Annotated in this window: 23 protein-coding genes and 1 riboswitch; of the genes, 4 read left to right on the top strand and 19 right to left on the bottom strand. The window is 72.7% G+C overall.

The window, feature by feature from the left end:
- Position 1: 1 nt before the first annotated feature.
- The 12 genes from ACFPYL_RS15425 to ACFPYL_RS15370 all read right to left on the bottom strand — a co-directional run bounded on the left by ACFPYL_RS15425 (position 2) and on the right by ACFPYL_RS15370 (position 11,331).
- Positions 2–1,129, bottom strand: a complete 1,128-nt coding sequence (locus ACFPYL_RS15425; protein WP_379155984.1) for an XdhC family protein — start codon at positions 1,127–1,129, stop codon at positions 2–4.
- Complete coding sequence (locus ACFPYL_RS15420; RefSeq protein WP_379155981.1) at positions 1,122–2,237, bottom strand: vWA domain-containing protein; 1,116 nt, start codon at positions 2,235–2,237, stop codon at positions 1,122–1,124. The genes ACFPYL_RS15425 and ACFPYL_RS15420 overlap by 8 nt, the downstream gene beginning before the upstream one ends.
- 3 nt (positions 2,238–2,240) lie before the next feature.
- On the bottom strand, positions 2,241–3,113 hold the full coding sequence (locus ACFPYL_RS15415) for an AAA family ATPase (protein WP_379155978.1): 873 nt from the start codon (positions 3,111–3,113) through the stop codon (positions 2,241–2,243).
- Positions 3,114–3,122: 9 nt separating this feature from the next.
- Positions 3,123–3,977, bottom strand: a complete 855-nt coding sequence (locus ACFPYL_RS15410; RefSeq protein WP_379155975.1) for an endonuclease/exonuclease/phosphatase family protein — start codon at positions 3,975–3,977, stop codon at positions 3,123–3,125.
- Positions 3,974–4,525 carry a nucleotidyltransferase family protein gene (locus ACFPYL_RS15405; RefSeq protein ID WP_379155972.1) on the bottom strand — a complete coding sequence of 184 codons (552 nt, stop codon included), beginning with the start codon at positions 4,523–4,525 and terminating at the stop codon, positions 3,974–3,976. The genes ACFPYL_RS15410 and ACFPYL_RS15405 overlap by 4 nt, the downstream gene beginning before the upstream one ends.
- A 13-nt stretch (positions 4,526–4,538) precedes the next feature.
- Positions 4,539–5,177, bottom strand: a complete 639-nt coding sequence (locus tag ACFPYL_RS15400; protein ID WP_379155969.1) for a hypothetical protein — start codon at positions 5,175–5,177, stop codon at positions 4,539–4,541.
- Positions 5,174–5,698 carry an RNA polymerase sigma factor gene (locus ACFPYL_RS15395; protein WP_379155966.1) on the bottom strand — a complete coding sequence of 175 codons (525 nt, stop codon included), beginning with the start codon at positions 5,696–5,698 and terminating at the stop codon, positions 5,174–5,176. The genes ACFPYL_RS15400 and ACFPYL_RS15395 overlap by 4 nt, the downstream gene beginning before the upstream one ends.
- 209 nt (positions 5,699–5,907) lie before the next feature.
- On the bottom strand, positions 5,908–7,536 hold the full coding sequence (gene groL / locus ACFPYL_RS15390; protein ID WP_379155964.1) for a chaperonin GroEL: 1,629 nt from the start codon (positions 7,534–7,536) through the stop codon (positions 5,908–5,910).
- A 195-nt stretch (positions 7,537–7,731) separates the two neighbouring features.
- Entirely contained in the window at positions 7,732–8,895 is a 1,164-nt protein-coding gene (locus ACFPYL_RS15385) for a hypothetical protein (RefSeq protein WP_379155961.1), read from the bottom strand.
- Entirely contained in the window at positions 8,892–9,395 is a 504-nt protein-coding gene (locus ACFPYL_RS15380; protein ID WP_379155958.1) for a SigE family RNA polymerase sigma factor, read from the bottom strand. Before ACFPYL_RS15380 ends, ACFPYL_RS15385 begins: the two co-directional genes overlap by 4 nt.
- A 41-nt stretch (positions 9,396–9,436) precedes the next feature.
- The gene (locus ACFPYL_RS15375) at positions 9,437–10,294 is read right to left on the bottom strand and encodes an ATP-grasp domain-containing protein (RefSeq protein WP_379155955.1); all 858 of its coding nucleotides are present in this window, start codon (positions 10,292–10,294) and stop codon (positions 9,437–9,439) included.
- 17 nt (positions 10,295–10,311) lie between these two features.
- Positions 10,312–11,331 (bottom strand): LacI family DNA-binding transcriptional regulator, encoded by a 1,020-nt coding sequence (locus ACFPYL_RS15370; RefSeq protein ID WP_379155952.1) that lies wholly within the window; start codon positions 11,329–11,331, stop codon positions 10,312–10,314.
- Positions 11,332–11,647: 316 nt separating this feature from the next.
- Between ACFPYL_RS15370 and ACFPYL_RS15365 the strand changes: the two genes are divergently transcribed.
- Genes ACFPYL_RS15365 through ACFPYL_RS15355 form a run of 3 tightly spaced genes read left to right on the top strand, consistent with a single transcriptional unit; the run spans position 11,648 to position 13,553 of the window.
- Complete coding sequence (locus ACFPYL_RS15365) at positions 11,648–12,016, top strand: YciI family protein (RefSeq protein WP_379155951.1); 369 nt, start codon at positions 11,648–11,650, stop codon at positions 12,014–12,016.
- Positions 12,013–12,363, top strand: coding sequence for a YciI family protein (locus ACFPYL_RS15360; RefSeq protein ID WP_379155948.1), 351 nt, complete (start codon positions 12,013–12,015; stop codon positions 12,361–12,363). Before ACFPYL_RS15365 ends, ACFPYL_RS15360 begins: the two co-directional genes overlap by 4 nt.
- A 38-nt stretch (positions 12,364–12,401) precedes the next feature.
- On the top strand, positions 12,402–13,553 hold the full coding sequence (locus ACFPYL_RS15355; protein WP_379155945.1) for an RNA polymerase sigma factor: 1,152 nt from the start codon (positions 12,402–12,404) through the stop codon (positions 13,551–13,553).
- Positions 13,554–13,556: 3 nt separating this feature from the next.
- Here ACFPYL_RS15355 and ACFPYL_RS15350 read toward each other — a convergent pair whose 3' ends face one another.
- The 6 genes from ACFPYL_RS15350 to ACFPYL_RS15325 all read right to left on the bottom strand — a co-directional run bounded on the left by ACFPYL_RS15350 (position 13,557) and on the right by ACFPYL_RS15325 (position 19,569).
- Positions 13,557–13,832, bottom strand: a complete 276-nt coding sequence (locus ACFPYL_RS15350) for a MoaD/ThiS family protein (protein ID WP_379155942.1) — start codon at positions 13,830–13,832, stop codon at positions 13,557–13,559.
- Positions 13,833–13,851: 19 nt separating this feature from the next.
- On the bottom strand, positions 13,852–15,117 hold the full coding sequence (thrC, locus tag ACFPYL_RS15345; RefSeq protein ID WP_379155939.1) for a threonine synthase: 1,266 nt from the start codon (positions 15,115–15,117) through the stop codon (positions 13,852–13,854).
- A gap of 10 nt (positions 15,118–15,127) precedes the next feature.
- Positions 15,128–15,273: riboswitch (SAM riboswitch) on the bottom strand.
- A gap of 93 nt (positions 15,274–15,366) precedes the next feature.
- Positions 15,367–17,682 carry an endopeptidase La gene (lon, locus tag ACFPYL_RS15340; protein ID WP_379155936.1) on the bottom strand — a complete coding sequence of 772 codons (2,316 nt, stop codon included), beginning with the start codon at positions 17,680–17,682 and terminating at the stop codon, positions 15,367–15,369.
- A gap of 171 nt (positions 17,683–17,853) precedes the next feature.
- Positions 17,854–18,696 (bottom strand): trehalose-phosphatase, encoded by an 843-nt coding sequence (otsB, locus tag ACFPYL_RS15335; protein ID WP_379155934.1) that lies wholly within the window; start codon positions 18,694–18,696, stop codon positions 17,854–17,856.
- A 74-nt stretch (positions 18,697–18,770) separates the two neighbouring features.
- On the bottom strand, positions 18,771–19,271 hold the full coding sequence (locus tag ACFPYL_RS15330; protein ID WP_379155931.1) for a LytR C-terminal domain-containing protein: 501 nt from the start codon (positions 19,269–19,271) through the stop codon (positions 18,771–18,773).
- Between the two features lies 1 nt (position 19,272).
- Positions 19,273–19,569: a DUF3263 domain-containing protein gene (locus ACFPYL_RS15325; RefSeq protein WP_379155928.1), complete on the bottom strand. Its 297-nt coding sequence runs from the start codon at positions 19,567–19,569 to the stop codon at positions 19,273–19,275.
- 76 nt (positions 19,570–19,645) lie between these two features.
- On the opposite strand from ACFPYL_RS15325, the gene ACFPYL_RS15320 reads away from it, so the two are divergent.
- Positions 19,646–20,665 (top strand): Gfo/Idh/MocA family protein, encoded by a 1,020-nt coding sequence (locus ACFPYL_RS15320; protein WP_379155926.1) that lies wholly within the window; start codon positions 19,646–19,648, stop codon positions 20,663–20,665.
- On the opposite strand, the gene ACFPYL_RS15315 is transcribed toward ACFPYL_RS15320, so the two are convergent.
- Entirely contained in the window at positions 20,652–21,296 is a 645-nt protein-coding gene (locus tag ACFPYL_RS15315) for a LuxR C-terminal-related transcriptional regulator (RefSeq protein WP_379155923.1), read from the bottom strand. The two genes, ACFPYL_RS15320 and ACFPYL_RS15315, sit on opposite strands and share 14 nt — an antisense overlap.
- Between the last annotated feature and the right edge of the window lie 9 nt (positions 21,297–21,305).

Genomic DNA, 21,305 nt, shown 5'->3' with positions numbered 1-21,305 from the left:
CTCAGCCCAGGTCGCGGTGGATCCGGCCGTCCCGGACGCCGAGGCGCTCACCGCTGCCGCCCCAACGCCTGGCGACGATCTCGGCGGCGATGCTGATCGCGGTCTCCTCCGGGGTGCGAGCGCCGAGGTCGAGGCCGATCGGGCTGGAGAGCCGCTCGAGCTCCTTGTCGTCGATGCCGGCCTCACGCAGCCGGGTGAGCCGGTCGTCGTGGGTGCGGCGAGAGCCCATCGCCCCGACGTACGCGACCTCGGGCAGCCGCAGCGCCACCTCGAGCAGGGGTACGTCGAACTTCGGGTCGTGGGTCAGCACCGCGATCACCGTGCGGCCGTCGATCCGGCCCGCGTCGGCCTCGGCCTCCAGGAAGCGGTGCGGCCAGTCCACGACGACCTCGTCGGCCTCGGGGAACCTGCTGTGCGTCGCGAAGACGGGCCGGGCGTCGCACACGGTGACGTGGTAGCCGAGGAAGCTGCCGACCCGCGCGACCGCGGCGGCGAAGTCGATCGCCCCGAAGACCAGCATCCGCGGCTTCGGCGCGAACGCCCACACGAACACCCGCATGCCCTCGCCGCGGCGCTCGCCGTCCGGTCCGTAGCTCAACGTCGCGTTCGACCCCGACGCCAGCAGCCCGAGCGCGTCGTCGTGGACGGCGTCGTCGGCGCGCGTCGAGCCGATCGACCCGGTGGCCGGCTGGTCCGGGCGTACGACGAGGCGGCGGCCCAGCCAGGCCGGGTCGGGGTGCTCGATGACGGTGGCGAGGGCGACCGGGCGGCCGACCTCGATGTCGGCGGCGACCTGCTCGAGCTCGGGGAAGGTCTCCCGGCTGACCTTCTCGACGTACACGTCGAGGATGCCGCCGCAGGTCAGGCCGACGGCGAAGGCGTCGTCGTCGGAGACGCCGTAGCGCTGGAGGACCGGCTCACCGGACCCGACGACCGACTCCGCCAGGTCGTAGACGGCCCCCTCGACGCAGCCGCCGGAGACCGAGCCGACGGCGGTGCCGTCGGGGCCCACCAGCATGGAGGCGCCGGGCGGGCGGGGCGCGGACTGGAAGGTCGCGACGACCGTGCCGACGCCGACGGTCGCGCCGGACCGCCACCAGGCCAGCAGCTCGGGCAGCACGTCACGCACGCGAGATCACCTCCGACAGCTCGGCGAAGGTCGCCAGCGAGTGGCCGGCGACGAAGTCGTCGCAGTGCGGCAGCGCGGCGACGACGCCCTGCTGCACGGGCTCGTAGCCGGACTTGCCCCGGTGCGGGTTGACCCACACGACGCGGTGCGCGACCCGCTGGAGCCGGGCCATCTGCTCGCCGAGGAGCGTCGGGTCGCCGCGTTCCCAGCCGTCGCTGAAGACGACGACCACCGCCCCGCGGGCCACCCCACGCTGGCCCCACCGGTCCAGGAAGAAGCGCAGCGTCTCGCCGAGCCGGGTGCCGCCCGACCAGTCGGGCACGGTCTCGCCGGCGGCGACCAGCGCCCGCTCGGGGTCGCCGATCCGCATCGCCCGGGTGAGGTGGGTGAGCCGGGTGCCGACGGTGAACGTCTCGACGACGCCGCCGCTCCCGCGCCCCACCTGGGTGAACCGGTGCGCGAGGCGCAGCAGCGCGTCGGCGTACCCGCTCATCGAGCCGGACACGTCGACCAGCAGCACCACCCGCCGCGGCCGCACGCCGCGCCGCCGCCAGGCGATCTCGCCCGGCTCCCCCATCCGACGCAGCGACGCGCGCAGCGTCCGCGAGGCGTCGACCTGGCCGCGGTGCCAGCGCCGGTGACGGGCCGTACGGCGGACCGGCGGCCTCGGCTGGAGCGTCGCGAACATGCCGGACAGCCGGCGCTTCTCGGCGGCCGACAGGGTCGCGACGTCGCGGTGCCGCAGCACCTCCGCATCGCTCGCCCGGGCGCGCACGACCTCCTCGTCGGCGTCTGCCTCACCGGCGCCCGACGCGTCGCTGTCGGGGAGACCGGAGAAGCCGGGCACCCCCGCCTGCGCCGGCCGGGGGCGGGGCAGCCCGTCGCGGCCGTCGAAGTACGCCGTGAAGACCTGGTCGTAGCGCTCGAGGTCGTCCGGCCCGCCGCACAGGGTCGCGCGGCCGGCGAGGTACGTCGCCCGCTGGTCGTCGAGGCCGAGCGTGGCGGTCGCCGTCAGGAACCCGTGCGCCCGGTCCTGCGTCACCGGCACGCCGGCCGTGCGCAGCGCGCGGGCGAAGCCCAGCAGGATCTCGTCGCCTCCGCGGTCCATCCGTCACGCCCGCAGCATCTGGTCCAGCGCGTGCCGCACCCGGTCGGCGTCCTCGCGGTACTTCACCAGAGCGCCCAGCGTCGCCGACGCCGAGACGAGGTCGATCTCGGCGGTGCCGAGGTAGTGCAGGGCGCGCGCCCAGTCGAGCGTCTCCGCGACGCCCGGCGGCTTCTGGAGGTCGTCGCGACCGCGCAGCTCCTGGACGACGGAGACCACCTGCCGGCCGAGCGCGGCCGCGACCTCGGGCGCCCGCGAGCGGACGATCTCGACCTCGCGCTCCAGCCCGGGGTGGTCGATCCAGTGGTAGAGGCAGCGCCGCTTCAGCGCGTCGTGCAGCTCGCGGGTGCGGTTGGACGTGAGCACCACGATCGGCGGGGTGGCCGCGCGCACGGTGCCGAGCTCGGGGATCGAGACCTGGTAGGTCGACAGCACCTCGAGCAGGAACGCCTCGAACTCGTCGTCGGCCCGGTCGACCTCGTCGACCAGCAGCACGGCCGGGCTCTCCTGGAGCGCCTGGAGCACCGGCCGGGCGAGCAGGAAGCGTGCGTCGTACAGGCTCTTCTCGGCCTCCTCGACCGCGGTGGAGCCGGCGGCCTCGAGCGCGCGCAGGTGCAGGATCTGGCGCGGGAAGTCCCAGTCGTAGAGGGCCTGCGTGGCGTCGATGCCCTCGTAGCACTGCAGCCGGACCAGCGGCAGGCCGAGCGACTCGGCGATCGCCTCGGCGAGCGCGGTCTTGCCGGTGCCGGGCTCGCCCTCCAGCAGCAGCGGGCGCTGCATCCGCAGCGCCAGGTAGGTCACCGTCGCGAGCGCGTCGTCGCACAGGTAGCCGGTGGCGCCTAGTCGTGCGGCGACATCACCGGGGTTCGACGGCTCCATGCAGCAAGGCTACCCAGCGGGTCGTTGGACCGCGGTTGGGTCGGGAGCCACGTCGTACGTCGCGATCACGGGGTGGTGCTGCCCGCCGGACACCGCGAGGGTGCGCACCGACAGTGCGTCCTGCTCGGACCAGACGTTGTCGATGTAGCCGGCACCGACCGTGCTGGTGCCGCCGTCCTCGGGCAGGTCCTCGACGCTGTCCCACGCGGAGACCAGCCCCCGGGCGCCGAGGCGCACCACGGGCAGGTTCGCGTTGCGCACCTCGCGGTCGCCCACGTGGTCGTCGTTGAAGTCGCCGACGACGAGCACCCGGGTGCCTGCGCGGCGCTGCTCCAGGGCGACCACCCGGGCCAGCCCGCGCACCTCGGCGACGTAGTAGCGGTAGCGCGCGGCCTGCCCGGGGACCGGTCGACCGTTCGCGACCGCGCCGTACACGAGGTGCACGTTGAGGACGGAGTACCGCTCACCCGAGGCGCGGTGGACCAGCCGGACCACGGTCGCGTACGCCGCGGGGAGGCGACCCTGCTTGCCTGCGATCCGCACGGCCTGCGCGCCGACCTTGCGGAAGACGGTGCCGTCCCAGATCACCGGGTTCTCGTCCGGGCCGGGCGTCGTGCCGTAGGCCTCCCAGCGGCCCCGCAGCAGGTAGCGGCGCTTCGCGACGCTGGTCACCTCCTGCATGCCGGCCACGTCGACCGTCCGCTGCAGCTGCGCGGCCGCGCGCCGCCAGGCCGTGAAGCCGCGGCCACGGTCGATGTTGAAGCTGCCGACGCGCACCGTGTCGTCCGGGGCGGCGGTCGCCGGCGTCGCCAGCAGGCCGACGGCCAGGAGGAGCAGCGCGAGGATGACGGCGGTCCGTCTCACCGGGAGTCCACGTCCCTTCCGGTCGCGAGGTCGCCGCACTCGACGACCTCGACGTCGTGGGTGGCCAGGTAGCCCCGCGCTCCCCGGTCGCCACTCGTCTCGTCGGCGACCGCGACCCAGTGGTCGCGGCCGAGGACGACCGGGTGGCCGACCTGCCCGTCGTACGAGGCGCGCCGCAGGGTCGCGCGGTCCGGGGTCGGGTCGAGGAGGCGGCGTACGACGTCGGCGCCGACGTCGGGCAGATCGACGAGCGTGACGACCACGGCGTCGGAGTCGCTGACGGTGAGGCCCGCCAGCCCGGCCCGCAGGGAGGCGGACATGCCGTCGGCCCACTCGGCGACGACGATGCCGGTGGCGCCCGAGCCCTCGAGCAGCGGGAGCGCCTCGTCGGCGGAGGCGCCCAGCACCACGGTCACCCGGGTGCACCCGCCGTCGGTCAGCGCGCGGACGCCGCGGACCAGCCAGGGCTCGCCGTCGTCGGCGCGCACGAGGGCCTTCGGCATCCCCATCCGGCTGCCGGCCCCGGCAGCGAGCAGCAGTCCGTGCATCGCTCCATGCATATCAGGTGGGGAACGCCTCTCCGTAGATCGCCGCGAGCTCGTCGCTGTACGGCGCCGAGAAGCCGCACAGGGAGACCGTCCCGGAGCTGGCGGACACCAGGTAACGATCACCCTTGCGGAACTCGACCCCGGAGGCCACCTGCTGCATCTGCTCGCTCGGCGCGGTCACGACGACCGTGTCGGTCGGCAGCCCGGCGTACCAGTGGGAGGGCTCGAGGGTGACCTGGTCGCCCGCGATGCCGGTGACGACGCCGTCGAACGCGACGTCAGCGCCGGCCAGCAGCTCGGCACTCGGCACCGCGCACTTGGCCTCTCCTCCGGTCGCGGGGACGTCGAGCCGGGTGACCGTCGCCGGCACCTGGCTGCCGCCCGTGGGCGGCACGGCGTCGTCGTTGCCGGTGAGGGCCCGGACCCCGAGGAACCCGACGCCCGCGATGACGACCACGGCGGCTGCGGCCACCAGCCAGGTCAGCGGGCCGCGGTCGTGGGTGCCGGTCTCGCGGTTCTCGGTGGTGAGCTCGGTGGCCATGACGTCCTCCAGGAGTCGGGCCACCTCGTGCGGGGCGGCCGGCGGGAGGGATCCGGCCGGGTCGGACGCGCGCAGGCGAGCTCTCAGCTCGTCGTCGTGCGTGTCCGTCATGGCCTTCTCCCCTCTCTCGACCCGTCATGTCCGGCTGCGGCCCCGATCTTTCGCAGCTGGTCCTTCAGCTTCTCGCGGGCCCGGTGCAGCCGGATGCTCGCGGCGTTGGCGGTGATGTCGAGGACGGTCGCGATCTCGGCCGGCGTCAGCTGCTCCCAGGCCCACAGGCGCAGCAGCTCCGCGTCGTCGGGCCGCAGCCGGGCGAGCGCGTCGTCCAGCGCGGTGTCCTCGGGCGGCCCCGGCGGGCCGGGGTCCGCCGGCTCGGCGGCCAGCCGGGCAGCGACCCGCTCCTGGCGCCGGGCGGCGCGCTCGGCGTTGCGCAGGCAGTTGCGGGCGACGGCGTACGCCCAGGGCAGCGGCTCGTCGGGCAGCTCCTCGACCCGGCGCCAGCACACCAGCAGGGTCTCGGCGAGCACGTCGTCGGCGGTCGCGGCGTCGGTACGTCGGGCGAGGAAGCGCCGCAGCGGCTCGACCAGGCCCGGCGCGACCCGCTCGAAGCGCTCCCGGCGACTCTCGTCCACGCCTCCACCCTCACACATCCGGAAATGGCCGAACGGCCCCGGTCCGTGAGGACCGGGGCCGTTCGGGATGCTGTGCTGGGCAAGCGACTCGGTTTCGAGACGCGTCGCTCGTTCCGGACTTCGTCCGGCCCGAGCCGACGCTCCTCAACCTTGCACCTGGCGTTGTCCGGGCAGGCCGAGCGAGCTCGGCCCTGCCCGGACAAGGGGTGCTAAAAGTCCATGCCGCCCATGCCACCGGTCGGGTCGCCGCCCATGGGCGCCGCCTTCTCCGGCTTGTCGGCCACGACGGCCTCGGTGGTGAGGAAGAGCGCCGCGATGGAGGCGGCGTTCTGCAGCGCGCTGCGGGTCACCTTGGCGGGGTCGATGATGCCGGAGGCGATCATGTCGACGTACTCGCCGGAAGCGGCGTTCAGGCCGTGACCGGGAGTCAGGTTGCGCACCTTCTCCGCCACGACGCCGCCCTCGAGGCCGGCGTTGACCGCGATCTGCTTGAGCGGGGCGTCGGAGGCGAAGCGCACGATGTTCGCGCCGGTGGCCTCGTCACCCGAGAGCTCGAGCTTGTCGAACGCGGTGGCGGCAGCCTGCACGAGCGCCACGCCGCCACCGGCGACGATGCCCTCCTCGACGGCCGCCTTCGCGTTGCGAACGGCGTCCTCGATGCGGTGCTTGCGCTCCTTGAGCTCGACCTCGGTGGCCGCGCCGACCTTGATGACCGCGACGCCGCCGGCCAGCTTGGCCAGGCGCTCCTGCAGCTTCTCGCGGTCGTAGTCGGAGTCCGACTTCTCGATCTCGGCACGGATCTGGTTGACCCGACCGGCGATCTGGTCGGCGTCGCCGGCACCCTCGACGATGGTGGTCTCGTCCTTGGTGATGACGACCTTGCGGGCCTGGCCGAGCAGCTCGATGCCGGTCGACTCGAGCTTGAGGCCGACCTCCTCCGAGATGACCTGGCCGCCGGTCAGGATCGCGATGTCCTGCAGCATGGCCTTGCGGCGGTCGCCGAAGCCCGGGGCCTTGACGGCGACGGACTTGAACGTGCCACGGATCTTGTTGACGACCAGGGTCGACAGCGCCTCACCGTCGGTGTCCTCGGCGAGGATCAGCAGCGGCTTGCCGGACTGCATGACCTTCTCGAGGAGGGGCAGCAGGTCCTTGACGTTCGAGATCTTCTGGTTGGCGATCAGGATGTACGGGTCCTCGAGGACCGTCTCCATCCGCTCGGGGTCGGTGACGAAGTAGGCCGAGATGTAGCCCTTGTCGAACCGCATGCCCTCGGTGAGCTCGAGGTCGAGGCCGAACGTGTTCGACTCCTCGACGGTGATGACGCCTTCCTTGCCGACCTTGTCCATCGCCTCGGCGATGATCTCGCCGACCGTGGTGTCAGCGGCGGAGATCGACGCGGTCGCGGCGATCTGCTCCTTGGTCTCGATGTCGATCGCCATGTTGGAGAGCTGCTCCGACACGGCGGCGACAGCGGCCTCGATGCCACGCTTGAGGCCCATCGGGTTCGCACCCGCGGCCACGTTGCGCAGACCCTCGCGGACCATCGCCTGGGCGAGGACCGTGGCGGTCGTCGTACCGTCGCCGGCGACGTCGTCGGTCTTCTTGGCGACCTCCTTGACGAGCTCGGCACCGATCTTCTCGTACGGGTCCTCGAGCTCGATCTCCTTGGCGATGGACACACCATCGTTGGTGATCGTGGGGGCGCCCCACTTCTTCTCGAGCACGACGTTGCGGCCCTTGGGACCGAGGGTGACCTTGACGGCGTCGGCGAGCGTGTTCATGCCACGCTCGAGACCGCGCCGGGCCTCCTCGTTGAAAGCAATCAGCTTGGGCATAACTCCTGCGATTCCTCACGCTTAGAGTTCGGGGATCCGGCTCGATGGGTTGCCCGCGACGGACGACCCTGCTGACCCGGCGAACCCTTTCTCGCCGGCGCGGAGGGCCTCAACTGGCACCGATCCGGAGTTGTCACTCTCATCACGAGAGTGCCAGCGTCATGTTTAGCACTCGCCCCCGGCGAGTGCAAGAAGTCAGGCCAGCCGCGCGAAGCTCGAGGCCCACCCCGGCGTCACCGACGACACCCGCCGGAACGTGTGGGTGCCGACGTCCCAGCCGATCAACAGGTCCCGGTCCCCGGCGACCGACTCGTAGACGACCGTGTCGGCGTCCAGCCAGCCGGCGACCGGGGGTGCGTCCATCCACCGTTCGTCGTCCATGCCGGTCATGAACGCCAGCACGTTGGCGCCCTGGGGGCCGCCGGTGACGACGAGGTGCGCAGGCGAGCTGTAGTACGCCGACGGGTCCCGCACCGGGATGCCCGGCCCCATCCCCCAGCTCTGGGCCGACAGGACGTTGCCCGGACCGGTGCGCGCCGGGCCGTAGGCGTTCTGCATCGACTCCTGGATCTGGAACACCCGGATGCTCGGCTTCTGGCCGCTGCCCACCTGCTCCCCGCGGACGTCGAGGATCGGACCCGACTGCTCGGGCCGCGACGGCAGCAGGAGCTGGTCGTCGCCGACCCAGGTGACGTACGCCGTGCGTGCCGACCCGACGTCGATCGAGCTCCACGCCCGGCGGGCGAGGTCGTAGAGCGCGAGGCTGCCGGCCTGCGGGAACACGAGGTGGCGGCCGTCCGGCGACAGCATCGACGGGCCGTACGGCGACACCTCGTAGCCGTCCTCGTCGGTCTCGGGCTGGTCGAGGTCGACCGGGAGTCGGCGCGGTGTCCCGTCGGCGGCGACGAGCACGACCTGGTGGTCCAGCCCGTACGCCGCTACTGCGCGGTCGATCGGCTCGTCGGCGAGGCCGGGCATGTCGGCGGTGAGGTCGAGGTCCCGCGGCAGCGGCGAGCGGTCGATCCAGGGCAGGTCGAGCTCCTCGTCCAGGTCGGGGCTCCACCAGACCGGCAGCCCCTGGTAGGTGGCATCGGCTCCGACCGGTGCGGCGGTCGCGGACGGCGAGACGGACGGCCCTGGCGATGCGGGCATCGGCTCGCTCTGGTCCCGGTCCGACAGGTGCACCAGGTCGACGGCGACGGCCAGGACGACGACGGCCAGGACCACGCCGCCGGCGGCGAGCGAGCGACGCACCCGGCGGCGGCGTACGGCGCCGGCCCACGCGCCGGGGGCGAGGTCGACCGGCGTGAGGTCGTCGACGCGGTCGTGCAGCAGGTCGCGCAGCTCCTGGTCACTCATCTGGAGTCCTCTCCCAACAGGTCGGCGAGCTCGGGCGACGCCTCGCGCAGCCGGCGCAGGGCGACGTGGGTCTGGCTCTTGACGGTGCCGACGCTGACGCCGAGGACGTCGGCGGTCTCGCGCTCGGACAGGTCGTCGTAGTAGCGCAGCACGACGGTCGCGCGCTGCCGTGGGCTGAGCCGGTCCAGCGCCAGGTCGAGCAGCATCCGCCGGTCCGCGGACGCCTCGGCCCCGGTGCTCGCGCCGAGGTCGGGCACGTCGGCCACGACCTCGCGTCGGTGCTTGCGCCACCACGAGATGTTGCGGCGCACGATCACCTGGCGGGCGTAGGCGTCCGGGTGCTCGTCGGCGAGCCGCCGCCAGCGCAGCGCCACCTGGGTGAGTGCCTCCTGGACGAGGTCCTCCGCGCGCTGCCGGTCGCCGGTGAGCAGCACCGCCGTGCGCAGCAGCGCCAGCTGGCGCTCCTCCGCCCAGCGACGGAACCCGTCCTCGTCCGGCATCACGCCATCATGAACGCGACCGGCCCCGGAAAGGTTGGGACTCAGCGCTGCCGGTTCAGGTGCTCCACGACCATGTCGGCGAAGGGGACGGCGTTCTCGGGCATGACGTCGAGGTAGAGACCCGGCTCGGTGAGCTCGACCTCGCTCACGACGAGCCGGCCCTGGTGCCGCATCATGTCGACCCGTCCGTAGACGATCTCCTGGCCGAGCAGTCCCGCGACGGCCGCGATCGCCTCCGTGGCGAGCTCCACCGTGTCGGGCCGCAGCGGCACCGGCCGCGACGACCCGCCGAACTGCTCGTGCACGCGGATGTCGGTCGTGCTCGGCAGCTTGTCGACCTGGCTGACGGCGTGGCCGCCGATCACGAAGACCGACATCTCGCCGTCGTGGTGGATCGACTCGACGAGCGGCTGCACGACCCACGGGCCGTCGTGCCCGGCCTGCGGCTCCCACCCGGCTGCGTCACGCACGATCTCGAGACCGCGACCACCGGCGCCGACCCGGGGCTTGACCACCGCGATGCCGTGCTCGGCCGAGAGCCGTCGTACGTCGGCCACCGTGTCCGCCGCGCGGGTCGGCACCACCGGCAGGCCGGCGTCGAGCAGGTCGAGGAGGTAGCGCTTGTCGACGTTCCAGCTGAAGACGCGGTAGCCGTTGAGCAGGGTCGGCCCGACGCCCGAGGCCCAGCCGAGGAACTCCCCCACCCGAGCGTCGTAGTCCCAGGTCGAGCGGACCGCGACCAGGGCCGCACCCGAGAAGTCGACCGACTCGTCGTCCCAACGGACCCAGCGCGCGTCCACGCCCCGCGCATCCAGCGCCGCGTCGAGAGCGGCGTGGCCCGGCTCGCCGTCGTCCATGCCGGTGCAGGTGACGAGCAGGACGAGGGGCCGGTCGGTCATGGGGCGAGGGTAGGTGGTCACGCACTTCCGCGGACGACGAGGTGGGTCGGCAGCATCAGGCCGGGCTGGGGCACGCCGGGCGCCCCGGTCGCCTCGAGCAGCATGGCCACCATCTCGCGACCCATCTGCTCGGGCGACTGGTGCACGGTGGTCAGCGGCGGGGTCGTCGAGAGCCCGATCGGCGCGTCGTCGAACCCGACGACCGCGACGTCGTCGGGCACCCGGCGCCCGGCGTCGCGCAGGGTCTGGAGCGCCCCGACGGCCATCAGGTCGTTGGCGCAGAAGACGCCGTCGACCGCGGCGCCGCTCGCGAGCAGGGCGCGCATCGCGTCGGCGCCGCTCTGCTGGGTGAAGTCGCCGCGGGCGACCAGCCGGTCGTCGATCGGGAGGTCGGCGGCGGTGAGCGCCGCGACGTACCCCTCGAAGCGCGAGTGACCGGCGACCATGTCGGCCGGTCCGGCGATGGTGGCGATGTGGCGCCGGCCGAGGCCGGCGAGGTGCTGGACGGCGAGCCGGGCGCCCTGGAGGTTGTCGACGTCGACGAAGTCGCTGCTGACGCCCTCGCGCCGACCACCGACGACGACCGGGACGCCGTGGGCGCGGATCCGCTCGGGGAGCTGGTCGTCGTCGTGGAGCGAGAGCAGCAGCACGCCGTCGACGTGCTGGCGGGTGAGGTAGTCGTCGAGGGCGCCGCGACGCTGCGAGGCCTGCGCGAGCAGCAGCACCAGCTGCCGGTCGGCGGCGGCGAGCGCCGAGCCGATGCCTCGGACGATGCCGGCGAAGAACGGCTCGCCGAAGACCCGCTCCTCCGACTCGGCGATGACCAGCGCGATCGTGTCGGTGCGCCGGGTCACGAGCGCCCGGGCGGCGGCGTTGGGGACGTAGCCGAGCTCGGCGATCGCCTCCTCGACCGCGAGGCGGGCCCGCTCGGAGACCTTCTCGCCGCCGTTGATGACCCGGGACGCCGTACCGCGTCCGACGCCGGCCTTCGCCGCCACCTCCTCGAGGGTCGGGCGGGTGCGTGGGGGTCGGCTCATGGCGTCAGTATGCCGAGCCGCCCCGAGGCGTGGAGGGCGAACGGCAGGCCCGGGACGTCGAGGAGTCCCGGGCCCGCCGCACGACGGGGCCCGGCCGCGAACCGCCGCTCGGGCCGGGCACTCCCACCACGTCGTTCCGAGGCCATCGCGCGGTCCACCCCTCGTCAGTCGGTGGCGTGTGGGAGCGTTCCCACTTCCCACTGTGCTGCCTGCTCCCGGGCGTGTCAAGCACCTGCTGTCGATTTGCCTCGCCGCCGCGCGTCATCTCGGTGCCAGACTCGACCGCACCCCCTCGGGGACCACGAGAGGAACCGCCATGAGCACATATGTCGTCCTGCTGCCGGGCAACGAGGACACCTGGGAGTCCGCGTCCGAGGAGCAGCGGGCCGCCACGTACGCCAAGCACGGGGAGTTCGCCCGGGTGCTCGGCGAGCGCGGCCACACCATCACCGGCGGGGCCGAGCTCACGCACTCGCGCGAGGCCCGGGTCGTGCGCCGCGGCTCCGACGGGGTCGTGGTGACCGACGGGCCGTACGCCGAGACCGTCGAGCAGCTCACCGGCTACTACGTCGTCGACACCGACGACCTGGACGACCTGCTCGAGGTGGTCGGCATCCTGGCCGACGCCGAGGGTGCCGTCGAGGTCCGGGCCGCGGTCGGCGACGCGGAGGGGCCGACCGGATGAGGTTCCTGGTGCTGCTGACCGAGCCCGACCACTTCGCCAGGTGGGACCGGGCCGACGAGGCCGAGCGCGAGCGGGCGTTCGCGGCCTACCGCGCCTTCTCGGCGATGGTGCGTGAGCGTGGGTCGATCCTGGCCGGGGACGCGCTCCACGAGCCGGAGACGGCGCGCACGGTGCGACCCGGCCCGGAGCGGGCCGTCACCGACGGCCCGTACGCCGAGACCGTCGAGCAGCTGGGCGGCTTCTACCTCATCGACCTGCCGACCTTCGACGATGCCCTGGAGGCGGCGCGGCTGCTGCCGCCGGAGTACACGATCGAGGTCCGCCCGACGCTCGAGGTCGAGGTCTGAGCCCGCTCGAGTCGCTGCTGCGCGACGAGTGGGGCCGGTTGCTGGCGCTGCTCGTCGCCCAGTTCCGACGCCTCGACCTCGCCGAGGACGGCCTGGCCGACGCGTTCGAGGCGGCGGCGCGCACGTGGGACGTCGTACCGGACAACCCACCGGCGTGGTTGCTCACCGCGGCGCGGCGCCGGGTCGTCGACCGGCTGCGCTCGGAGGCGGTGGCGGCCCGGAAGCTGCCGCTGCTCGCCGTCGAGGCGACCGTCCAGGAGGAGGCGCAGGCGTTCATGGCCGATGCCGGCGAGCCCGTCCAGGACGAGCGGCTGCGACTCGTGCTGCTCTGCGCGCACCCGTCGCTGGCACCGGAGTCGGCGGCGGCGCTCACGCTGCGGCTGGTCCTCGGCGTGCCGACCGAGGACATCGCCCGCCTCTTCCTGGTCCCCACGCCGACCATGGCCGCGCGGCTGACCCGGGCCCGCAAGCGGCTGGCCGGGGAGTCGTTCACGATCCCGTCCGACCTGGCACCCCGGGTCGCGACGGTCACCGGCGTCGCCTACCTGGCGTTCACGACGGGCTACGCGCCCGGCTCGGGCTCCGACGTGCTGCGCTCCGACGTCGCCGGCGAGGCGATCCGGCTGGTGCGGGTGCTGCGCTCGGTGATCCCGTACGCCGATGTCGAGGTCGACTCCCTGCTCGCACTGATGCTCTTGCAGCACTCGCGGCGCGACGCCCGGGCCGTCGACGGGCAGCTCGTGCTGCTCCCCGACCAGGATCGCTCGCGCTGGCACCTCGCCGACATCACCGAGGCCGTCGAGCTCCTGCGGCCGCTCGTCGACCGGCCCGCCTCGCCGTACCTGCTCCAGGCGCTGATCGCCGCCGAGCACGCCGTCGCACCGTCGTCGGCCGCGACGGCGTGGGACCGGATCGTGCTGCGCTACGAGGAGCTCGAGGCGCTCACCGGCTCACCGGTCGTGCGGCTCAACCGCGCGGTGGCCGTCGCCGAGGCGTCCGGCCCGGCGGCCGGGCTCGAGGTGCTGGACGGACTGACGCTCCCCAGCCACCGGCTGCCCGCCACCCGCGCCGAGCTGCTCTCCCGGCTGGGTCGCCTCGACGACGCCCGCACGGCGTACGACGAGGCCATCGGGCGCTGCGGCAACCTCGCCGAGCGCGCCCACCTCATCGAGCGCCGATCGCAGCTGTGACGCTCAGCCTCCCGCGACGGCCGGGATGACCGAGATCTGGGTGCCGTCGGGGGTGGGGGTGTCCAGGTTGTCGAGGAAGCGCACGTCGTCGTTGTCGACGTACACGTTCACGAAGCGCCGCAGTGCGCCCGACTCGTCGAGGATCCGGCCCTTGATGCCGCTGAAGCTCCCGTCGAGGTCGTCGAGCACCTCGGCCAGGGTCGCGCCGTTGGCGCTGACCTCGGAGTCGCCCCCGGTGTAGGTGCGCAGGATGGTCGGGATCCGGACGGACACGCTCATGTGCTGGGACTCTCCTCGATCAGGCGATGCCGGTGGCGGCGAAGGCGGCGTACGACGGTTCGATGGTCGCGGCGGGGCCGACCGAGCCGGAGACCGCGTCGAGGGTCTTCAGGCCGTGGCCGGTGTTGATGACGACGGTCTCGAGCGACGTGTCGAGCTGGCCCGACTCGGTGAGCTTCTTCAGGACGGCGACGGTCGTGCCGCCGGCGGTCTCGGTGAAGATGCCCTCGGTGCGGGCCAGCAGCACGATGCCGTCGCGCACCTCGTCGTCGGTCACGTCCTCGACGGCACCGCCGGTCTCGCGGCAGATGTCGAGGACGTAGATGCCGTCGGCGGGGTTCCCGATGGCCAGGCTCTTGGCGATCGTGTCGGGCTTGACCGGACGGATCGCGTCGACGCCCGCCTTGTAGGCGACCGAGACCGGCGAGCAGCCGGCGGCCTGGGCACCGAAGACGCGGTAGGGCTTGTCCTCGACGAGGCCGAGCTTGATCAGCTCCTGGAAGGCCTTGTGCACCTTCGTCAGCTGCGAGCCGGAGGCGACCGGGATGACGATCTGGTCGGGCAGCCGCCAGCCGAGCTGCTCGGCGATCTCGAAGCCCAGGGTCTTGGAGCCCTCGGCGTAGAACGGGCGGACGTTGACGTTGACGAACGCCCAGCCGTCCTCCTCGCCCGCGATCTCGGAGGCGAGCTTGTTGACGTCGTCGTAGTTGCCGTTGACGGCGACCAGCGACTCGGTGAAGACGGCGGAGTTGACCTGCTTCGGCTGCTCCAGGTTGCTCGGGATGAAGACCACGGTCTTGATCCCGGCCCGGGCGCCGGCGGCGGCCACGGCGTTCGCGAGGTTGCCGGTCGAGGGGCAGGCGAAGACCTTCGCGCCGAGCTCGCGGGCGGCGCTGAGCGCGCACGCCACGACCCGGTCCTTGAACGAGTTGGTGGGGTTGGTCGAGTCGTCCTTCACCCAGAGGTTCGCGATGCCCAGCTCGGCGGCGAGGTTGTCGGCCTTGAGCAGCCGGGTGAAGCCGGGCTCGGTGTTGGGGCTCTCCTGGATGTCGGTGGGCACCGGGAGCAGCGCCTGGTAGCGCCAGATGTTGGCGGGTCCGGCCTCGATCTGCTCGCGGGTGACCTCGCCGAACTCGTAGGCGACCTCCAGCGGCCCGAAGCACTCCGGACAGGCGTAGAAGGGGCCGAGGTCGACCTGGTGGCCGCACTCGCGACAGGCGAGGTGGGTCGCGTTGCCGAACGCGCCCGCCCGCAGGGTGGTCTTTTCTGCTACTACAGCGCTCATGAAGGCCTCCTTCTCATCTTCTCCGGCTGCGACGGTCGCGCCGGACGGAATTGGCACCGTCTCCGCGAACCGCATCCCGATGTTCCGGGCGGCGGAGGCTCGCGGCGGTTGCCGGGACTTCACAGGGCCGTATCCCTCTGTCCCTCTTGATGAGCTGAGAAGGACAGTACGCCGCCCGTCTCACCATGTGCACATCGGTTCCGAGATGTGGGACATGAGCGAGACGGACGGCGTACGTCGTCGGTCGGGTCAGGCTGCGGCGGTGGCCGCCTCCACTGCCGGCTCGAGCGCACCGCGGACGACGTCCATGACATCACCCACGACGTTGACGGTGAGCGCCTCCAGGACGTCGGCGGGCACGTCGTCCAGGTCGGGCTCGTTGCGCTGCGGCACGAACACCTCGGTCAGGCCGTTGCGCTGGGCGGCGAGCAGCTTCTGCTTGAGCCCGCCGATCGGCAGCACCCGGCCGTTGAGGGTGACCTCGCCGGTCATGCCGACCTCGGAGCGCACCGGACGGCCGGTGGCCAGCGACGTCAGCGCCGTGACCATGGTGATGCCCGCGGACGGTCCGTCCTTGGGCGTCGCGCCGGCCGGCACGTGCACGTGGATCGCCTTCTCGAAGAACGACGGCTCCACGCCGAGGTCAGCCGCGTGCGCCCGGACGAAGGACAGCGCGATCTGCGCCGACTCCTTCATCACGTCGCCGAGCTGACCGGTCAGCGTGAGACCCGCCTTGCCCTCCGACGCGGACGCCTCGATGAAGAGGACGTCGCCGCCGAGGCCGGTCACGGCGAGGCCGGTCGCGACGCCGGGGACCGACGTACGCTCGTGCGCCTCCGGGGTGAACCGCGGGCGCCCGACCAGGTCCTTGAGGTCGGCCACGTCGACGTCGACGTCGGTCGCGCCGGTCGCCAGCCGGGTCGCCGCCTTGCGCAGCGCCTTGGCGAGCAGGCGCTCCATCTGGCGTACGCCGGCCTCGCGGGTGTAGTTGGCGGCCATCTCACGCAGGGCGGCGTCGGTGACGCTCACCTCGTCGGCGGTCAGGGCGGCCCGCTCCAGCTGGCGCGGGAGCAGGAAGTCGCGGGCGATGGCGACCTTGTCGTCCTCGGTGTAGCCGTCGAGGGTCACCAGCTCCATCCGGTCCAGCAGCGCCGACGGGATCTGCTCGACCACGTTGGCGGTGGCGATGAAGAGCACGTCGGAGAGGTCCAGGTCGAGCTCGAGGTAGTGGTCGCGGAACGTGTGGTTCTGCGCCGGGTCGAGCACCTCGAGCAGGGCCGCAGCCGGGTCGCCCCGGTAGTCGCTGCCGACCTTGTCGACCTCGTCGAGCAGCACGACCGGGTTCATCGAGCCGGACTCCTTGATGGCCCGCACGATCCGGCCGGGCAGCGCGCCGACGTACGTGCGCCGGTGCCCGCGGATCTCGGCCTCGTCGCGCACGCCGCCGAGGGCGACCCGGACGAACTTGCGGCCGAGCGAGCGCGCGACGGACTCGCCGAGCGAGGTCTTGCCGACGCCGGGAGGTCCGGCGAGCAGCACCACCGCGCCGGAGCCACGGCCGCCGACGACCTGCAGGCCGCGCTCGGCGCGGCGGGCGCGCACGGCGAGGTACTCGACGATCCGCTCCTTGACCTCGTCGAGGCCGTGGTGGTCGGCGTCGAGGATGGCGCGCGCGGCCGCGACGTCGTTGACGTCCTCGGTCGTGACGCCCCACGGCAGCTCGAGCACGGTGTCGAGCCAGGTCCGGATCCAGGCGGCCTCGGGGTTCTGCTCGCTGGAGCGCTCGAGCTTGTCGACCTCCTTGAGCGCGGCCTCGCGGACCGCCTCGGGCAGGTCGGCGGACTCGACGCGGGTGCGGTAGTCCTCAGCACCCTCGGGCTCGCCCTCGCCGAGCTCCTTGCGGATGGCGGCGAGCTGCTGGCGCAGGAGGTACTCGCGCTGCTGCTTCTCCATGCCCTCGCGGACGTCCTCGCCGATCTTGTCGGTGAGCTCGGACTCGGCGAGGTGGTCGCGGGTCCAGGCGATGAGCGTCTCGAGCCGCGACTCGAGGTCGGGGTTCTCCAGGAGCTCGCGCTTGCGGTCGTCGGAGAGGTACGGCGCGTAGCCGGCCGCGTCCGCGATCGCGCTCGGGTCGGACATCTGGTGCACCTGGTCGATGATCTGCCACGCCTCGCGACGCTGCAGCACGGCGACGACGAGCCGCTTGTACTCCTCGGCCAGCTCCGTGGCGTGGTCGGTGACGACGTCCTCGACCGGCTCGACCTCGACCCACAGGGCCGCGCCGGGGCCGGTGACGCCGGAGCCGATCCGGCCGCGGCTGCCGGCCTTGAGCACGGCGGCGGGGCTGCCGCCGCTGAAGCGGCCGACACGGTCGACGGTCGCGATCACGCCGTACGACGCGTAGCGGTCCTCGAGCCGCGGGGCGACGAGGACCTGGTTGTCGGAACCCGCCCGGGCCGCGTCGATGGCGGCCTGGGAGGACTCGTCGAGCGCGAGCGGGACGACCATCCCGGGCAGCACGACGAGGTCGGAGACGAACAGAACGGGAAGCCTGGTGGCGGTCATGCGAACGCCCTCCCTCTCGAAGCTCTGGAAGATTGAGTGATAGCGACTCAACTTCCGGGAGCGGCGCGGTGTTCCGGAGAGGGGCTCCAGTTCACTCTGGGCGAACACGCCGGGGTAGCCAGCTACGTTTCGGCCCTTCAGAGCGGCGTGAAAGGGCCGGATTGTTGCTGGCTATCCCGAAATTCGCGCGTCGGCGGTGAGCTGGCGCAGCAGGTCGAGGACGCCGTCGGGGCCCTTGACGACCACGTCGGAGAGCGGGACGAGCGCGCTCTCCTCGGACGAGGCGGAGCAGACCAGGAGGGTGGGCATGCCGGCCTCGCGCAGCTCGGCGACCGCCTCGAAGGCCTCCATGTCGCCGAGGTCGTCGCCCGCGAAGAGGAAGCCTCCGGCGTCGAGCTCGTCGACGAGGGTGCGTACGGCGAGCCCCTTGTGCATGCCCGACGAGCGCACCTCGATCACGTTGCGGCCGGGCTCGGTGATCAGGTCGTGGTTGCTCGCCAGGTCGCGGATCAGCGGCAGCAGCCGCTGGAAGGCGGCGTCGGCATCGGGGAGCCGACGGGTGTGGACGGCGACGGCGAGACCCTTGTCCTCGACCCAGGCGTCGGCGGCGTCCGCGCGCCGCAGCACGCCGGTCAGCTCGCGCTCGAACGACGCGAGGCCGCGCGGCGGCCGCGGCGACATGATCCGGCGCTGGTGGGAGGACCAGCGCTCGTTGCCGTACTGGCCGAAGACGTAGAGGTCGGCGTCGGCGTTCGCCAGCGCCTCGCCGACCTCCTCGAGACCGCCGAGGTCGAGCACCTGACGCGCCGGGCGGCCGGTGATCACCGCGACCGCGCCCACCTCACGGGCCAGGTCGAGCAGCACGTCGGGCGCGTCGTCGTGGATGTGCGCCCGCTCGGGGTCGTCGACGATCGGTGACAGCGTGCCGTCGAAGTCCAGGCCGACCACGGCCCGGCTCGCCACACGCACCAGCTCGGCGTAGCGCCGCTCCCCGTCGGTGGAGGTGAACTCCATGGCTCCACCCAACCATCACGGCGCCGGGCGCGGACGACCGGTCACCGAAATGTGGCGAACCGCTCAGTCCGCGGTCAGCCCAGCGGCTCGGTCAGGATCAGCGTCAGCCGGTCGCGCCGCATCGGGTCGACGGCGGGCGCGGTGCGCTGGATGCCCAGGTCGAGCGCCAGCTTCTTCGCCGCGGCCTTGAGCTTCTGCGGGTAGTAGACGGTCGTGCCCGGGATGGTGCCGTACCAGTTGTCCGACCCGACGACCTTCCACCCGATGTCGGCGGCCTGGTCGGCGACCTGGCCCGCGAGCCCGGTGATGCCGGAGTTGTTGTAGACCTCGACGTAGACCTTGTCGCGCTGGACGACCGGCTTCGGCTTGGGCTTCGCGCTCGGGCTGTACGTCGCGGACGGTGCTCCGTCACCCGAGGGGCTCGGCTGCTGCTCCTTGACCACCGTGGTGACCTCGCGCTCGGTCGGCTCCGAGCCGCGGGTCGCGACGAACGCGACGCCGGCCATCGCCACCGCGAGGACGCTGAGGATCACGACCGGGGACGGGAAGACCGCCCCCCTCTGGTTGCGGGCCATCTCAGACCTCGAAGCCGAGTCGTCGCGCGGAGCGCTGCCGCTGGCGGGCCGCCCGCAGCCGGCGCAGGCGGCGGACCAGCAGCGGGTCGGCCTCGAGCGCCTCGGGACGGTCGATCAGGGCGTTGAGGACCTGGTAGTAGCGCGTCGACGACATGTCGAACTGCTCGCGCACCGCGGTCTCCTTGGCGCCGGCGTACTTCCACCACTGCCGCTCGAACTCGAGGATGTCGCGGTCGCGGTCGCTGAGGAGCGACGTCGCCTCGCCGGCGTCGCCGGGAAGTGAGTTCACGGCATCCATATCACTCACTATAGGTGTCGAACCACATCGATGTGATTCGCCCGGGCGGCGAGTCGTGCTCAGTAGGGTCGGGCCCATGGCTGACCACATCGACGGCGACATCCGCTGGGGCATCCTGGCGACCGGCAAGATCGCCCAGACCTTCGCCCGTGACCTCGCCCGGGTCCCGGACGCCCGCCTCGTCGCGGTCGGGTCGCGCCGGCTCGAGAGCGCGGAGGCGTTCGCGGCCGAGCACGGAGGAGTGCCGTACGGCTCCTACGAGGAGCTGGTGGCCGACCCGGACGTCGACGTCATCTACGTCGCGACGCCACATGCCTTCCACCTCGACAACGCGCGGCTCTGCTTCGAGGCCGGCAAGCACGTGCTCTGCGAGAAGCCGGTCACCCTCGACACGGCCGACGCCGAGGAGATGGTGCGGCTGGCCGGCGAGCACGACCGGTTCCTGATGGAGGCCATGTGGACGGCCTGCCACCCGGTGATCCGCGAGCTGCGGACCCGGCTGGCGGCGGGCGAGTTCGGGCGGCCGCGGCACCTGCACGCGGAGCTCGGCTTCCGCGTCGACGCCGGCCCGGACGACCGGATGCTCGACCCGGCGCTGGGCGCGTCCGCCCTGCTGGACATGGGCATCTACCCCCTCACGATCGCCCACCTCCTGCTCGGTGAGGCCGAGCAGCTGACCGCGACCGCCGACCTCTCCGACCGCGGGATCGACCTCGACGTCGCGGTCGTCGGCCGCTACCCCACTGGTGCGCTCGCGACGCTGACCGCCTCGATGACGTCGTACTCGTCGCGGCGCGCCGAGATCGCGACCGACCAGGGGCGGATCCACTTCGACGACTTCCACCACCCGAGCAAGGCCGTCTTCACGCCGTACGTCGAGGGGCCGGGCAGCTGGGTCGTCGAGCCCGGCGAGCCGGTCGAGGTGCTCGGCGAGGAGCCGGTGATCGGCCAGGGCTACGGCAACGAGATCGCCGAGGTCGGCCGCTGCCTGCGCGCCGGGCTGCGCGAGAGCCCGCTGGTGCCGCACGCGCAGACGCTGACGCTGCTGCGGCAGATGGACGACCTGCGGGCGCAGGTCGGCGTCAGCTTCCCCTGAGGAACTGAAGGACCGCCGAGACCCGGCGGTGCGCGGCGTCGTCGTCGGGCGAGAGCCCGAGCTTCGCGAAGATCCGCTGCGTGTGCTTCTCGACGCCGCCGAGCGACACCGACAGCGCGTCGGCGATGGCCGCGTTGGACCGGCCCTCGGCCATCAGCGAGAGCACCTCGCGCTCGCGCGGCGTCAGGTCGGCGAGGGGGTCGCGGTGCCGCCCCATCAGCTGGCGCACGACCATCGGGTCGAGCACGGTGCCACCCGCCGCGACCGTCTGCACGGCGCCGAGGAAGTCGTCGAGGTCGCTGACCCGGTCCTTGAGGAGGTAGCCGACGCCGCCGTCGCCGGTGGCGAGCAGGTCGTCGGCGTAGGACACCTCGACGTACTGCGAGAGCACCAGCAGCCGCGCCTCCGGCCAGGTGCGCCGTACGTCGACGGCGGCCCGGAGCCCCTCGTCGGTGTGGCTGGGCGGCATCCGCACGTCGACGATGCCGAGGTCGGGTCGCTCGGCCAGCACCGCCGAGACGAAGGACGGCCCGTCCGCCACCGAGCCGACCACCTCGTGGCCGGCCTCGACGAGCAGCAGCTGGAGCCCCTCGCGCAGCAGCAGCGAGTCGTCCGCGACGACAACCCTCACAGTGCTGTC

Origin of the sequence: Nocardioides hankookensis, assembly GCF_042658885.1 — a bacterium.
GTDB classification, from domain to species: domain Bacteria; phylum Actinomycetota; class Actinomycetes; order Propionibacteriales; family Nocardioidaceae; genus Nocardioides; species Nocardioides hankookensis.
Note: the sequence above shows the minus strand (reverse complement) of the source record. Positions and strands in the feature narration are given on the sequence as shown.